This window comes from Bryobacter aggregatus MPL3, from assembly GCF_000702445.1.
In the GTDB taxonomy this organism is placed as follows: domain Bacteria; phylum Acidobacteriota; class Terriglobia; order Bryobacterales; family Bryobacteraceae; genus Bryobacter; species Bryobacter aggregatus.
In genome coordinates this window covers 1,417,747-1,431,457 of record NZ_JNIF01000003.1, presented here as the reverse complement: position 1 = coordinate 1,431,457, position 13,711 = coordinate 1,417,747, and the positions used below count along the sequence as shown (strand labels likewise).

General features: G+C 57.8%; 17 protein-coding genes. 6 read left to right on the top strand and 11 right to left on the bottom strand.

Annotation, left to right across the window (positions count from 1 at the left end; genetic code table 11):
* Window positions 1-26 precede the first annotated feature (26 nt).
* Window positions 27-1,484 carry an acyl-CoA mutase large subunit family protein gene (locus tag M017_RS0106915; RefSeq protein WP_035957707.1) on the bottom strand — a complete coding sequence of 486 codons (1,458 nt, stop codon included), beginning with the start codon at window positions 1,482-1,484 and terminating at the stop codon, window positions 27-29.
* Between the two features lie 56 nt (window positions 1,485-1,540).
* Complete coding sequence (locus M017_RS0106910) at window positions 1,541-1,792, bottom strand: hypothetical protein (protein ID WP_155121287.1); 252 nt, start codon at window positions 1,790-1,792, stop codon at window positions 1,541-1,543.
* Between the two features lie 75 nt (window positions 1,793-1,867).
* Here M017_RS0106910 and M017_RS0106905 point away from each other — a divergent pair, with 75 nt between their 5' ends.
* The gene (locus tag M017_RS0106905) at window positions 1,868-2,167 is read left to right on the top strand and encodes a hypothetical protein (protein WP_031496839.1); all 300 of its coding nucleotides are present in this window, start codon (window positions 1,868-1,870) and stop codon (window positions 2,165-2,167) included.
* Here the strand turns inward: M017_RS0106905 and M017_RS0106900 are convergent.
* The 4 genes from M017_RS0106900 to M017_RS0106885 all read right to left on the bottom strand — a co-directional run bounded on the left by M017_RS0106900 (window position 2,164) and on the right by M017_RS0106885 (window position 5,973).
* Complete coding sequence (locus M017_RS0106900; RefSeq protein WP_238325829.1) at window positions 2,164-3,198, bottom strand: glycosyltransferase family 4 protein; 1,035 nt, start codon at window positions 3,196-3,198, stop codon at window positions 2,164-2,166. The two genes, M017_RS0106905 and M017_RS0106900, sit on opposite strands and share 4 nt — an antisense overlap.
* Window positions 3,144-4,103: a GGDEF domain-containing response regulator gene (locus tag M017_RS0106895; protein WP_031496836.1), complete on the bottom strand. Its 960-nt coding sequence runs from the start codon at window positions 4,101-4,103 to the stop codon at window positions 3,144-3,146. Before M017_RS0106895 ends, M017_RS0106900 begins: the two co-directional genes overlap by 55 nt.
* Window positions 4,104-4,139: 36 nt before the next feature.
* Window positions 4,140-5,198, bottom strand: a complete 1,059-nt coding sequence (locus M017_RS0106890; RefSeq protein ID WP_051669576.1) for a sigma-54 interaction domain-containing protein — start codon at window positions 5,196-5,198, stop codon at window positions 4,140-4,142.
* Between the two features lie 85 nt (window positions 5,199-5,283).
* Window positions 5,284-5,973: a septal ring lytic transglycosylase RlpA family protein gene (locus M017_RS0106885; RefSeq protein WP_031496833.1), complete on the bottom strand. Its 690-nt coding sequence runs from the start codon at window positions 5,971-5,973 to the stop codon at window positions 5,284-5,286.
* 178 nt (window positions 5,974-6,151) lie between these two features.
* Here M017_RS0106885 and M017_RS0106880 point away from each other — a divergent pair, with 178 nt between their 5' ends.
* Window positions 6,152-6,352 (top strand): hypothetical protein, encoded by a 201-nt coding sequence (locus M017_RS0106880; RefSeq protein WP_031496832.1) that lies wholly within the window; start codon window positions 6,152-6,154, stop codon window positions 6,350-6,352.
* A 66-nt stretch (window positions 6,353-6,418) separates the two neighbouring features.
* On the opposite strand, the gene M017_RS0106875 is transcribed toward M017_RS0106880, so the two are convergent.
* Window positions 6,419-7,276: an SAM-dependent methyltransferase gene (locus M017_RS0106875; protein ID WP_031496830.1), complete on the bottom strand. Its 858-nt coding sequence runs from the start codon at window positions 7,274-7,276 to the stop codon at window positions 6,419-6,421.
* A gap of 17 nt (window positions 7,277-7,293) precedes the next feature.
* Here M017_RS0106875 and M017_RS0106870 point away from each other — a divergent pair, with 17 nt between their 5' ends.
* Window positions 7,294-7,713 (top strand): YybH family protein, encoded by a 420-nt coding sequence (locus tag M017_RS0106870; RefSeq protein WP_031496828.1) that lies wholly within the window; start codon window positions 7,294-7,296, stop codon window positions 7,711-7,713.
* Window positions 7,714-7,716: 3 nt separating this feature from the next.
* Here the strand turns inward: M017_RS0106870 and M017_RS0106865 are convergent, their stop codons facing one another.
* Genes M017_RS0106865 through M017_RS0106855 form a run of 3 tightly spaced genes read right to left on the bottom strand, consistent with a single transcriptional unit; the run spans window position 7,717 to window position 10,329 of the window.
* Window positions 7,717-8,187 carry a hypothetical protein gene (locus M017_RS0106865; RefSeq protein ID WP_031496826.1) on the bottom strand — a complete coding sequence of 157 codons (471 nt, stop codon included), beginning with the start codon at window positions 8,185-8,187 and terminating at the stop codon, window positions 7,717-7,719.
* Between the two features lie 31 nt (window positions 8,188-8,218).
* On the bottom strand, window positions 8,219-9,205 hold the full coding sequence (locus M017_RS0106860; protein WP_031496825.1) for an asparaginase: 987 nt from the start codon (window positions 9,203-9,205) through the stop codon (window positions 8,219-8,221).
* Window positions 9,206-9,219: 14 nt separating this feature from the next.
* Entirely contained in the window at window positions 9,220-10,329 is a 1,110-nt protein-coding gene (locus M017_RS0106855) for an acetyltransferase domain-containing protein (protein ID WP_031496824.1), read from the bottom strand.
* Between the two features lie 87 nt (window positions 10,330-10,416).
* Between M017_RS0106855 and M017_RS0106850 the strand changes: the two genes are divergently transcribed.
* The 3 genes from M017_RS0106850 to M017_RS0106840 are packed head-to-tail and all read left to right on the top strand — an operon-like array spanning window position 10,417 to window position 12,597.
* Window positions 10,417-11,469 (top strand): VWA domain-containing protein, encoded by a 1,053-nt coding sequence (locus M017_RS0106850; RefSeq protein WP_238325828.1) that lies wholly within the window; start codon window positions 10,417-10,419, stop codon window positions 11,467-11,469.
* The gene (locus tag M017_RS0106845) at window positions 11,453-12,397 is read left to right on the top strand and encodes a VWA domain-containing protein (RefSeq protein ID WP_051669574.1); all 945 of its coding nucleotides are present in this window, start codon (window positions 11,453-11,455) and stop codon (window positions 12,395-12,397) included. Before M017_RS0106850 ends, M017_RS0106845 begins: the two co-directional genes overlap by 17 nt.
* Complete coding sequence (locus M017_RS0106840) at window positions 12,397-12,597, top strand: hypothetical protein (RefSeq protein ID WP_031496819.1); 201 nt, start codon at window positions 12,397-12,399, stop codon at window positions 12,595-12,597. The genes M017_RS0106845 and M017_RS0106840 overlap by 1 nt, the downstream gene beginning before the upstream one ends.
* A 3-nt stretch (window positions 12,598-12,600) precedes the next feature.
* On the opposite strand, the gene M017_RS0106835 is transcribed toward M017_RS0106840, so the two are convergent.
* Entirely contained in the window at window positions 12,601-13,641 is a 1,041-nt protein-coding gene (locus M017_RS0106835) for an SIS domain-containing protein (protein ID WP_031496817.1), read from the bottom strand.
* Between the last annotated feature and the right edge of the window lie 70 nt (window positions 13,642-13,711).

The following is a 13,711-nucleotide window of genomic DNA, read 5'->3' as shown; positions in this document are numbered from 1 at the left end:
GGAGAGCACTTCTAGATCCCCTTTCCCTAAAAAAAAGATCCGGAAGTGCTCTCTCGAAATTCTCCAAACACGGTACGTAGCCGGTCGGAAATTTCTCCTACGGTAGCATACGCACGCGCCGCCGCTAAGATGTGCGGCATCAGATTACCCCCTCCGCGCGCTGCCCGCTCCAATCCTTCTAATCCCGCAGTCCAGTCTGTTTGGCTTCGCGAGGCCCGCAATTCGCGGAGACGTGCCACTTGTCCCGTCTCGATCGCCGGATCGATCTGAAACACGGCTGTCATCTGTTTGTCCTCTTCCTCGAACTTGTTGACGCCCACCACAATCGCCGCGCCGCTCTCCACTTGCTTCTGGTACTCGTAGGCGGCGTTCTGGATCTCACCCTGGATGTAACCGCTCTCGATTGCCGCAAGCGTGCCGCCCATGGCATCGATGCGCGCGATGTAGGCTTCGGCCTCGGCCTCCAGCCGGTCCGTCAGCTCTTCCACCCAGTAGGAACCTCCGAGGGGGTCTGGCGTTCCGGTCACTCCGGTTTCGTAGGCAATGATCTGTTGGGTGCGTAAGGCGACACGGGCGGCCTCTTGGGTGGGCAGGCCCAGCGCTTCATCCATGCCGTTGGTATGCAGGCTTTGGGTTCCGCCCAGCACGGCGGCCATGGCCTGGAGAGCCACCCGCGCGATATTATTCATCGGCTGCTGGGCGGTTAACGTAGAGCCTGCCGTTTGAGTATGGAAGCGCAACAGCATCGAGCGCCGGTCCTTAGCTCCAAAACGCTCTTTCATCAGACGGGCATAAAGACGCCGGGCCGCACGATACTTGGCAATCTCTTCGAAGAAGTCATTGTGTGCGTTGAAGAAGAAGCTGAGGCGGGGCGCGAAGGCGTCGATCTGAAGCCCGGCCCGCATCGCCGCTTCGATATAGGCGATGGCATTGGCCAGGGTGAAGGCGATCTCTTGGGCCGCTGTCGAGCCGGCCTCGCGAATGTGATAACCGCTGATCGAGATCGTGTTCCACTCCGGCAATTCCGTACTGGCCCAGGCAAAGATGTCTGTGATGATGCGCATCGCCGGACGGGGAGGATAGATGTAGGTGCCCCGGGCAATGTATTCCTTGAGGATGTCGTTCTGGATGGTGCCCGAGAGCTTCTTGACCTGCGCGCCCTGCTTTTCTGCCACCAGCGTATAGAGCGCCAGCAGAATACTCGCTGTCGAGTTGATCGTCATCGAGGTGGTGATGCCGTCGAGCGGGATGCCTGCGAAGAGCACCTCCATATCGGCGAGCGACGAAATCGAAACGCCCACTCGTCCCACTTCACCCGTGGCGAGGGGGTGGTCGGCATCCATGCCCATTTGCGTCGGCAGGTCAAAGGCAACAGACAGACCGGTGGTGCCCTGGCTCAAGAGATAGCGGTAACGGCGATTGGATTCTTCTGCAGAGCCGAAGCCCGCATACTGCCGCATCGTCCAGAGCCGCTTGCGATACATGTCGGCATAAATACCGCGGGTAAAGGGATACTCGCCTGGGGGAGGTTGGGCCACAGCTAGGATTTGCCGATCTTGCGTGCCTTGAAATAACTCTGGAGACCGTAGGCGGACATCACGAGAAAGGCAATCCCCAACATCACCAGGCGGAAGAAGCTGGACTGGTCGCCTTTATAGTCGTAGATCCCCTTCGCGAGACTTCCAAAAATGAAAATCGCGAACACGGCAAAGAAGAAGCCGATCAACTCGTTCCAGAGAATGTGGAGCGGTTTGATGACACCGGGCATAAAGGCCTGTAAAAAACGTCTCATACGCTCGAAGCTTCATGCTAGCAAAGCCAGGAAGTTGCCGATAAGCCCCAATGTTATTCTGTGACTGGAAGCCGCATGGACGAGAACCTTAAAGAGCTGATGCAAGAGCTCGGGAATGCGATTAATGAGTCCCTTTCGGATTCCGATCGTATTGCTGCAGCAATAGGCGATATCAAACGCGCCGGGTATGACGTGTTCCTGGTGTTGGAGGCGACAATCGGCTTCAACAAACGGGAAGAAGACGAGGATGGCAATACTTCCTCCTCTTCCGCCAATCCTGAGAGCTTTGAAGCGACAGGCAAGGTGAGCTGGAACTCCCAGGACACCAAGTTCCTGAAAGCTTTGAAGATCTCGCTCGAAGAAGACGACCGTTAGGCGGGGAGCAGTTCCCGGTAGACCGCCGCTGTTTTTGCAGCCGCATTCTCCCAACTGAAGTCCTGTGCCCGCGCCAAACCCTTCCTGCACAAGCGGTCCCGCAATGACGGATCGAGGAGTTGTGTCAATCCGTACGCAATTGCTTCATGGTGCCCTGGGTCGATGAGCAGCGCCGCGTCTCCAGCCACCTCAGGCAGCGCCGAGCTGAGCGAAGTGAGCACGGGTAGTCCATGGGCCATTGCTTCCAGGACAGGAATCCCAAAGCCCTCATCGAGAGACGGGAATGCGAAGATCGAGGCGCGCTGGTAGAGCTTTCCCAACTCGTCATCGCTTACATAGCCTAAGACCTTCACCCTGGGCGGCAAGCCCTGCAACATCTCGTCGGCGCCAAAGCCTCCGGAGCCTGCAATCCAGAGTTCCCAATCTGCGGGCATCGCCCGAAACGCTGCAATCAGCCGTTTCGTATTCTTGCGCTTCTGAACAGCCCCCACCGTCAAGACAATCTTCTCCCGGCTCTCGAGCGGCACAACCACCGGCGGGAGTGTGACGCCATGTGGGACGACTCGCAATTGGCTCTTTGGGTAATCGAGATAAGACGCCACCTGGTCTGCCGTAAATTGCGATACGGCGATGATCCGGTCCGATCGTTCTGCTGCTTCTCTGGCCTGTAAGGCAAAGCGCTCGCGAAACTCTCGTGTCGAATACTCCCCGCTTAAAACAAAGAGATCGTGGAAGGTACTCACCATGGGACTGCGCTTGCGGCGCGGCAACCGTTGGTTCAACCCGTGGAACAAGGCCACCGCGGGCGGAAGGAGGTCGAGCAGCAAGGACTTGGGCGAGGGCGCACGGAGATAGCGGTGTGGCCGGTAATAGCGGCGATAAGAAAAGTCATCGGGCAGGCATTCCATCAGGTGCAGAGAGTACTTGCCCACTCCGCTGAGGTTCTGACCGATCGAATAGCTGGCGTCGAGGCCGATTAGTGGATGAGGGACTTGGCCGCCGGATCGGCTGGATCGAATGAGGTCTCGCACGAGGTCTCGAAGCGCCTATTCTCCCATAGCCCGTCCTCGGCCTCATCGAGCAGGCCTTCTAACTGCCAGGAGTTGTGCTCGCTGAGTTGCGCCGCTGCGACTTCGATCTGCACCTCCAGCGGTGTGCCCCGTGCGATGGCTTTGCCTCGAATCGAGTTCCGCAACGCAACCGCGATCTCATAGAGTTCGGTGGCATCGCGATCCGGGCTCAACAGTGCAAAGCGGCCGCGGCCAAGGTAGGATGCCAGATCGATATCGCCTGCCGAGATGCGCAGCAGTTCCGCGGTCTCCACCAGCAGCCACTCTTCCTCATGACGGCCGGCGATTTCCGATACCGCATCGAGATTCGCCAGGCATAACATCGCGCAGGCAGCCGGGGACTCCCGCCGCCCCATCAAGCGGCAGAAGGGCTCGCCCAGTTGTACGAAGCCGGTGAAGTTCAAGAGACCCGTGAGTTCATCGCGCACACTCAGGCGCCGCAGACCCGTTGAGATTCGATTGCGTTCAATGGCGCAACGCAGCGCTCTGCCGAGTGGTGTGCAATCCACCTCGTGCTTCACCAGGACATCCTGGGCGCCTTCTTGCACCAGACGCACCGTCAAGGCCGGATCTTCTGTATTCGCAATGATGAGAATCGGCGTGTGAGCGGCAGCTGCCTTGAGCCGTTGGAAGGTTCCAATACCAGCGCTATCGGGGACCCAAAGGTCAGCCAGGATGACATCGAAGCTGATCTCGTTGAGCAGAAGCAATGCTTCAGAAAGACTCTCGGCATCGCAGAGTTCATAGGGACTCAACCAAGTGTTCCCGTTCTGTAGTTCTTCGAGTTCGGCGAGGGCCTCGCGAACGAGACCAGCATCGGCCATGTTGTCCTCAAGCAGGAGAATTCTCGTGAGCTTCTTGCGCATCCTCACAAGGAAAGTGCAGGTAGCTCCTGATTCTTCTCAAGCTTCTTCGCCGAGTTCGTACTCTTTCAGCTTGCGATAGAGCGTGGTTCGCCCAATCCCCAGAAGCGAGGCGGCGGTGAGGCGATCGCCCTTTGTATATTCGAGTGCCCGCAAGATGGCCTGCTTCTCTAACTCGGCCAACGGAACAATCGGAACCATTGCCAGTGCGGGTGCGGCGGCTGTCCCTGTACCCGGGCTGATCGCGAAGGTGGGGCCAAATTGAGGAGTGCTTGCATCCGGAAAATGAGCAGGCACCGGAGAGAAGGATGCTTGTGGAAGCGTCAGACGCCTCCCGGTTCCGTGGAGGACACTCGAGGGGAGATCGGCTCGATGGAAGGCCGGGCCTGAGTTCACTGCCAACATATGTTGGACGCAGTTCTCGAGCTCCCGTACATTGCCTGGCCAATCGTAGGTCAGGAGTGCTTCCAGCACCTCGGGGTCCATGGCCTGGTGCCGTCCGTAGCGCTTGAGAAAGTGAGCCAGCAGATGCGGCACATCCTCGCGCCGTTCCTTTAAGGGAGACAGGCGCAGTGTGACCACGTTCAGCCGGTAATAGAGATCGCGGCGGAAGTTTCCCTTCTCCACCTCTTTGGCCAGATCGCGATTGGTTGCCGCGATGACGCGGAAGTCTGCACGCTTCTGGGTGAGGCCACCGACCGGCCGGAATTCCTTCTCTTGGAGTACCCGCAATAGTTTGGCTTGCAGGTCGAGCGGCAACTCGCCGATCTCATCGAGGAATGCCGTGCCTCCATGAGCCAGTTCGAGCAAGCCGGCCTTTGAGTTATTCGCACCGGTGAAGGCGCCTCGTACATAGCCAAAGAGCTCGCTCTCCATCAGCGGTCCTACCATCGAACTGCAGTCCACCGTAATAAACGGGCCATCATTCAAGACATGATGGATCGACCGGGCCACTACTTCCTTCCCCGTCCCTGTATCGCCGAGGATCAGGACGGGCCAGCGGCATCGACCGAGCTTGTCGATCAATCGCTGGAGCTGCAACATTCTCGGCGACTGGCCGATCAATACTTTGAGGTTTTCTTCGAGAGTTGGATGCATGAAGTCGACACCTTGGGAACTAGTGGCGCGAAGCCGTAAAAACTCTGTAGAAAAATGTGGCAATCACCATATTTTTCTGGATGTACTAGCTCGGACCAGAGACTCCCATCTTCGGAAGATCCAGTCGAAGCACGAACCCACGATACCCGGCGGCGCGCAGGCGCGCCATTAATTCTTGTGCATCATCTCGCGTGCTCCGTCCTGTGATCACCCGGTAGAGGACGGGCGCTGCATCGTTGGGTACCACGACGACATGGGGGAACTTGCCTGAGAGCTCCCGGCGCAAAGCTTCGGCCCGCTCCCGGTCGGACCATGCCGCTACTTGCACTCCATATAACTCCACTACCTCGCCCTTCGGTGGGGCGATGACGGTCAGCTTCACCTTCGCCAGTCCCGGGCCGATCATCGCGATCTCTTCGGCGGCGCGCTGGGAGAGATCGATGATGCGGTCTCCAACGAACGGTCCACGGTCTGTGATCCGCACATTCACTTGTTTGCGATTGCTCTCATTCTCTACGCGAAGCCATGTGCCGAAAGGCATCGTACGATGTGCGGCAGTGAGTTGCCGCATGTCATAGATCTCGCCATTGGCGGCGCGGCGGCCATGATACGGCACTCCATACCAACTGGCGATGCCTCGTTCGACATCCCCAATATGAACAGTGCGCGCAGGAGGTGGAGGAACCGATGGGGCGCGCTTTGCACTCTTGCGATGAGAGCAAGAGGAGGCGAACAACATAATGACGGCAATGGAAAATAACGCGTGAAGCCTCATGAAGAGAGCGTCCCTACTCAAAAACAATTCTACTGTGAAATGTTTTGAACTTTCACTTGAGTAGCTACCGCGTCCATCGCGAATTTTTTCCCTTGACATTAATTGCGAAAGACTTTATATCTGAAGCACTGAGTCCTCCACGCGAGGACTCAAATTGATGTTAGGGAGAATCATTCGAATGAAGAATGCAACCAAGGCGCCGGCAAAGAAAGCTGCAAAAGCTCCGGCAAAGAAGGCTGCTCCGGCAAAGAAGGCACCTGCGAAAAAGGCTGCTCCTGCTAAGAAGGCTGCTCCTGCCAAGAAGGCCGCCGCTCCTGCGAAGAAGGCCGCTCCGGCTGCTAAGAAAGCTGCTCCTGCGAAGAAGGCTACGAAAAAGTAGTCAGCATTTGTACCCGCAAGGGTGTGAGCCAATCTACAACCACCTGAGCCCCGAGCAATCGGGGCTCTATTCTTTTCTGAACACAACTACCTCAAAGCTCTCCCCCATCGAGAACAATAAGGTTCGCAGTTGCATTTCCCCCAATAAAGACAGGCTTTCCAGCACAGCGGGCCCGAGGGCGATGATGGAGGCCCGCAGCGTCGAGAAGCTGTGCCGCTTCCATCCCACCTCTTCTGCCTCTGCCGTCAACGCATCCCAATCCACATGAGCGGTGATGTCGCGTGAGCCTGGATCGAGCAGTAGATCCTTCGCGCTTGCGGCATGACGGCGGTAGCTCATCAGGGAGCCTTGCGGAAAGCGTGCCCGGTCTCCTTCGCGATACCCGTAGTCGATCAGGATGTAGAAGCCCGGACCATCGATCGAGGCCCAAGCCTCTTCCAGATAGCGGCGGGAAGCGGGCCGTACTTCTCTCACTCCCTCGCCTGGTTCGTGAGGCCACCAGTGGAACTGTCCCAGTGCATCGACATCCACTCGTAAGCTAAGTTCTCCATCCTTCACATCGACAGGCAGAGCATCAATGAATTCGTTCGAGAACAAAATGCTTCGCGATGTTTCAGGAATTTCCTGCCCTTGTTGCACCGCCGTATAGCGATCCTGGAAGGTCTCGCGAAGCTCTTCTCTACCAGCGCCGATGTCGACGAAGCTCTTGAAGTTGGGAAGCAAGCTTTCGGCCAGCGCCTTCACATAAGCGCCAAACACGGGCTGCAACTGGGATGCGGTGAAGAAATCCCCATCTTTGCCGAAGGGGTCTCCGCGATAGTAGCCGTTCTCTTTGTCATAGAGCGCCATCTCCATGAACTCGGAGAAGAGGATGGGCCCACTGGTGCGAATGCGCTGGGCGATTTTGATTGCGAGTGGGCTCACAAGTTATAGTGTCGAGCATGAGATGGATCGTCGGTTTGGCCATGGCAATGCAATTGAGCGCAGCGCCGGAAGAAGCGTCTGTTCGGAAGGTGCTCGACGCGCAGAGTGCGGCCTGGAACCGCGGCGACATTGCAGGCTTCATGACGGGCTATGAGCATTCCGAGGACATCACCTTCATTGGCAAGACTCTTACGCGCGGCTACGACGGCGTGCTTGCCCGCTATCGCCGCGACTACGGAGACCGCGCCAAGATGGGCAAGCTCCAGTTTGTCGATGTAGAAGTGAAGATGTTGGCGGAGGGCGTTGCTCTGGTGTGGGGACGCTATGTATTGGAGCGCACGGCGGAGGGCGGAGGCCCGGCGACGGGCCGCTTCACTCTCATTGCCAAGAAGGCCGCAGCAGGCTGGAAGTTCATCCACGACCACACGAGCAACTGAGCCCTAGTTGGGAATGCGCGCGGCAAACTCTTTCCCGGTCTCGATGGCTTCCTCTTCGCTCAGTCCGGCGATACCGGCGAGATAGCTTCCCTTGGCAAATACAAAGAGCGGCCCGGCGGCCGTGTTGGCAAAGTAGCCTCCATAGGAAGCCACAAACTTCGGATCCTGCATCTGGTTCTTGATGTCAAAGATGTAGCTGCCTGCTTGCTGGGCTGTCCGGCAACGGATGAGGAATAGCTTGTATTGCTTCTTGCCGTCCTCATAGGCAGCGAGATTGCCGCCTCCGAGATAGGACAGTCCTAACAAGGGTTTCTCTACGACGGTGACGGAGATCCGCTTGGCCGATGGAAAGCGGACATCCTCGGCGATCGCCCGTGGAAGATCGGGCAAGGTGGGGGCCTTCTCCGCTGTTGTCTTCGGGACGCTGGAGCAGGAGACGAGGAGGATCGAGAGAAAGAGAAGCTTGCCAGTCATCGGACAGCGATCATAACAGAAGTCTTCGCCGTTAGAAGTATTGCCCGGCTTCAATCAACTGCCGCAGCTCTTGCGGGTCCCGGGTGGCGCCGAGGGCGAGCATCAGCAGGATGCGGGCTTTGGGGCCGCTCAGGCTTCCTGCAAAGAGAACCCCTCGGTTGCGAAGATCGCGTCCGGAGCCTTCATACGCATAGGTGTCGAGCACGCGGCCTTGCGCGCAACGTGTAGAGATCAGCACCGGGATTCCGGCATCGATCGCGCGCTGGATGGCGGGTAGGGTCAACGGTGGCACATTGCCTCGTCCGGTTCCTTCGATCACAAGGCCACGTGCGCCAGTCTCGCGCGCATAGTCGATGAAGCGGCCATCGGCGCCTGAGTACATCTGGAACAGATCGATATGCGGCTCAAAGCTTTGGGTCGCAATTGCCTGGCGCAGCTTGAGGGTCCGGGCAAAGTAGACACGGTCTTTGTCGACGATGCCGAGCGGGCCAAAGACCGGAGATTGGAAAGTCTCAATCGCCTGCGTATCCATCTTGGTGGCATAGGCGGCCGCATGGATTGTCTCGTTCAGCAGGACAAAGACGCCTTGCTCGCGAGAGGCCGGATCCAGCGCCACCCGTAGCGCCGCGCGGATATTGGCCGGGCCGTCATAGGACAGCTCCGAGGCATTGCGCATGGCTCCAATCACGATCACTGGCTTAGAGGAGTGGTGGCGTAGGTCGAGAAAGAAGGCGGTTTCCTCGAGCGTATCGGTTCCATGCGTCACCACGATTCCTGCGATCTCGGGCCTCTCCAACTGTTCGCGGATCTGCTCCGAAAGATCCCACATATGTTGTGGCGTCATCTGCGGGCCAGCGAGGCGGGCAAAGTCGATCACCTCGACACGGGCCAACTGCGCCAGTTCCGGATCGTGGGCGAGGATCTCGTCCCCGGACAAGGCCGGCACCGCGCCTCCGCGCAGGGCGTCGTGCTTCATCGATATGGTTCCACCGGTGAAGAAAAAAAGAACCGTCTGCATCTCCTCCAGTATCGCTAGAGGTAGCGGAGCCACCAATCGTTGCGACGCTGCTTCAGATTGCCAAACCAGACGCAGAGCGGATAGCAGATGCCCACCACCAGGATCCAGATCAGATAGACCTCAGTGAGGCTGTAGCCGTATCCAGCCGGGTAAGTGTCGGCTGCGCCGCCTAGGGACGGCAGCGGCTTCCACAGGAAAGAGACCTCGCCATAGCGCAGCCAGGCGAGAGGAAAGGCGAGCAGATGAGCGAGTGCGAAGTGCAACAGAAAGTAGAATAGCGGCACGCGACCGATGCGGACGAGCGGGTTCGATTCAGACAATTGCCAGCGCCCGAAGAGCGCAAGCAGCAGAAGTCCAGGCCCCATTGTCATCAAGAGGAAATCGAGCGAAGGCGGGTACTTGGTGGTGCGGAAGAAGGACAAGAAGGTACCGGCCCAAGGTTGCGGGTCGCCATAGTGATTGATGCTGCGTAGCAGGACGAATGCCGCGGTCAAGCTCAATCCTGCGGGCAGGCTCCACTTCGGCTGGAAGCAGAAGCCCGCGGCCATGACCGCGATCCAGGGGATCAGCGGGTAGGCGACGAACACCACGATCGGGCCGAGGAGAAAGACTCCCGGTTGGTGGAAGATCTTCCAGGCGCCGTCCAACTGCAGCGGGTCGGCCAGGTTGTGGAGCGCAATGGTTGCCATGCTCAATAAACCCAGAACCAACTTCGGCAGATAGAGAAGGCCGCCCAAGGCGATCATCGAGCAACCGAGTGCCCAGAGGACGGTGAGTAACACCGGACCGTTGCTGAGGCTGAAGAACATTGCCAGGTGCAGCGCGGTCAGCTCCAGGAAGATCAACCAGAGACCGCGGCTGATGAGAAAGCGGGACAGCTTCGGCCGGTCCCCGTGTCCGGCCAGGGCGAGTGAGGCGCCAAGGCCTGCCGTAAACATGAAGACGGGCGCGCAAAGATGGGTCACCACACGGGTCCAGAAGAGGGCGGTTGTGGTGCGGGTCAGGTCGTCCGGCTGGAAGGACATGGCGCCGATATGGAAGAAATCGCGGACATGATCGAGAGCCATGAGAACCATCACCAGTCCTCTGAGGGCGTCGACCGCAGTCAATCGTGGCGGCCTCATAGCAATAATTTGTAACGGTACTACATTGGAGGAGTCCCTAAAAGGCCGATGTTATACTGAGGGCAATTTAGCGGGCGAGGTCCAAAGATGAGGATCAAAAAAGAAGTGGCACACTTCGCCTTGATGATCGTATTGGTCGCACTTGGGTTTGGGACCGCAGGTGGTCAAGGGGCTCGCGCGGATTCCGACAAGAATCAGGCGCAGAAGAAGAATGAAGTTCCGCCGCCTTCCCGTGTCAACATCCAGCCACGCGACGGCAAGCCGTTGAAACCAGAAGATACGGATCCATCCAAGCCCGCCAACTTGCGTGTGGACACAAACTTGGTCTTGATTCCCGTTGCCGTAACGGATCCGCTCAACCGTTTTGTGACAGGTCTCGAGCGAGAGCACTTTAAGGTCTTTGAAGACAAGATTGAACAGACGATCGCTCAGTTTGCCAGTGAAGATGCGCCGCTCTCTGTCGGGTTGGTGTTTGATACCAGCAACAGCATGGGCGCGAAGCTGCAAAATAGCAGGCAGGCCGCAGCGCAGTTCTTCAAGACTGCCAATCCGGAAGATGAGTTCTTTCTCGTACAATTCAACGACCGGCCGGAGTTGATCGTTCCGTTTACGCACAATACGGAAGAGATCCAGAACCGTCTTACCTTTACCCAAGCCAAGGGCCGCACCGCACTGCTCGATGGCATCTATCTGGCGATGAATCAGATGAAGAAAGCGACGAATCCGCGCAAAGCCGTTCTGGTGATCTCAGACGGTGGAGATAACTCCAGCCGTTATACAGAGAGCGAAATCAAGAACTTGGTGCGGGAAGCGGACGTCCAACTGTATGCGATTGGTATTTTCGAATCCTTAGGCGCGAGAGGGCGCACGGCGGAAGAGCTTTCCGGCCCTGGCCTGCTGAATGATCTGGCAGAGCAAACGGGTGGGAAGCACTTTGCGATCGAGAATGTGAATGAGTTGCCCGACGTAGCAGCTAAAATTGGCATTGTGCTGCGCAATCAGTATTTGATTGGCTACTCACCGAAAAATCAGGAACGCGACGGCAAGTATCGCCGCGTCCAAGTTAAGTTAGTACAACCAAGAGGTTTGCCGCCCCTGCGGCCCTCCTGGAGGCAAGGCTATTATGCACCTGTTCAATAGGCGCCTCTTTTTGCTGGCGGCCCCTCTCGCGATTGCGCCCCTGCGGGCGCAAGACGATCCAGTTTTCAAAAGCGACACGCGCCTGGTGATCCTCAACGCAACCGTTGTCGACAACAAAGGCAACCTTGTGACCGACATGAAGCAATCGGCCTTCAAAGTCTACGAGAACAATGTCGAGCAACCGATCAAGATCTTCCGCAGAGAAGACGTCCCCGTATCTCTTGGGGTGATTGTCGACAATAGCGGCAGCATGCGTTTGCGCCGCAATAAGGTTGAGATCGCGGCCATGCAGATGGTGAAGGCCTCCAATCAGCAGGACGAAGTGTTTGTCGTGAATTTCAACGACGACGCCTTTCTCGATGTCGATTTCACCGGTGAGATCAAGAAGATGGAAGAAGGGCTGACACGCATTGACGCCCGCGGCGGCACGGCGATGTATGACGCGATCAGCATGTCGCTCGATCACGTGAAGCGCAAAGGCAAGCGCGACAAGAAGGTGCTGATGCTGATCACTGATGGAGCCGACACGGCGAGCAAGATCTCGCTCGAGAAGGTGATCTCCCTGGCGCACTCGACCGATGTGGTGATCTACGCGATTGCGTTGTTGAGCGAAGAGGTGCCGCGCGAAGCCAAGCGGGCGAAACGGGCACTTGAGATGATCACCAAGGAAACCGGCGGGCTTTGCTTCTTTCCGAAGACTCTTGAAGAAGTGGATGCTCTCGCGCTCGAAGTGGCGAAGGATATTCGCAACCAGTACGTGATCGGTTATACCCCGACGGTGCAGGAACTGGATGGCACCTTCCGCACGATTCGCGTCGCGGCCACCGGCCCGAACCGGCCGACGGTTCGCACCCGGTCTGGTTATTATGCCGGGCCGCAGAAGGCAGCTCCGAAGGCGACGCAGAATAGTCTGCTCGATCCGAAGTAATGATCGGATTCCTCTGGCAATCCTCACGCGGCTACCGGTTGCGGCCCTGGGCTAGTCCTTATCTGCGCTGGCGCATGGAAACCTACTGGGGCACTCATGCCGAACAGATTGATTTCAACCAGTTCTGGAGCTTCCTTTGGACGCACCGCTGGGAAATGTGGCGCTTCCTCCGCTGGGCGGGCCGGATGCGCCACCACTAAATACTAGAGCGTCTGCGTCACCTTGGTAAGCGAACGCGGCTGGTCTGGGTTCAGCCCCTTCTCCGTCGCCAGGTAGCCCGCAAAGAGCTGGCCCGGGATGATGTAGGGGATCGGCGAGAAGAGTTCCGGAATCGAGGCTTGGATGCGGAAGGCCCGGCGCTTCGACTCAAAGGCAGCCTTGTTGCTCTTGTCGGTGATGATCAGCGACTCGTGCGTTGTCGAATCGATGCGAGTCAAGAGTTGCGAGATCGAATCCCAAGTGACGCCTGAGGGGGCAAAGACAAAAGCGGGGAAGTGCGGGTCGACCATCGCAATTGGACCATGGAGAAGGTCGGCGCTCGAGAAGCGCTCGGCGATCACATAGCAGGTCTCCATCATCTTCAGCGCGAACTCGAAGGCGTTCGCATAATTCAGACCGCGGCCCACCACCACTGCATGGTTCATGAAGCGATAACGGCCTGCGATTTCGGCCACCTGTGGTTCGAGCTTCAAGGCCTTTTCGGCAAGCCCGGGCAGGGTTTCCAACTGCTTGCGCTCCAGCTTTGCACCGAGGGCGTAGGCAAGCAGATACATTGCCATCAACTGGCCGGTGTAGGTTTTGGTGGCGGCAACGGATTTCTCTTTGCCCGCGCGCACCAGAATCGAGGCATGGCCCAGCTTGGCCAGGGTCGAATTGGCTTCGTTTGTGATGCCGAGAGTGAAAGCGCCATTTTCTTTGGCGCGTTCGAGAACGAGATTCGTGTCGGTGGACTCTCCCGATTGCGAGATCGCCACCACGAGGGTGTCCTCGAGATTCATCTTGCGATCATAGAGGGTATAGATACTAGGGGCGGCGAGCGAGACGGGAATGCCAGTGAGCAATTCCAGGAGATAGCGGCCGAACTGTGCGGCGTTGTCTGAAGTGCCCCGGGCGGCCAATACAATCAGGCGCGGTGGATAGGCCTCAAATTGCTTCTTGAGCTTCTCGATCCCCTTCCACTCCTGTTGGAGTGTTTTGGACAGGGCCTCGGGTTGCTGGCGAATCTCCTCGAGCATCTTGGACATGAAAAATGAGTCTCCTCAATGGGAGAAGGGGCGTTCCAGTGTCTAGCACTTTGAATCGCCCCTTCGCCGC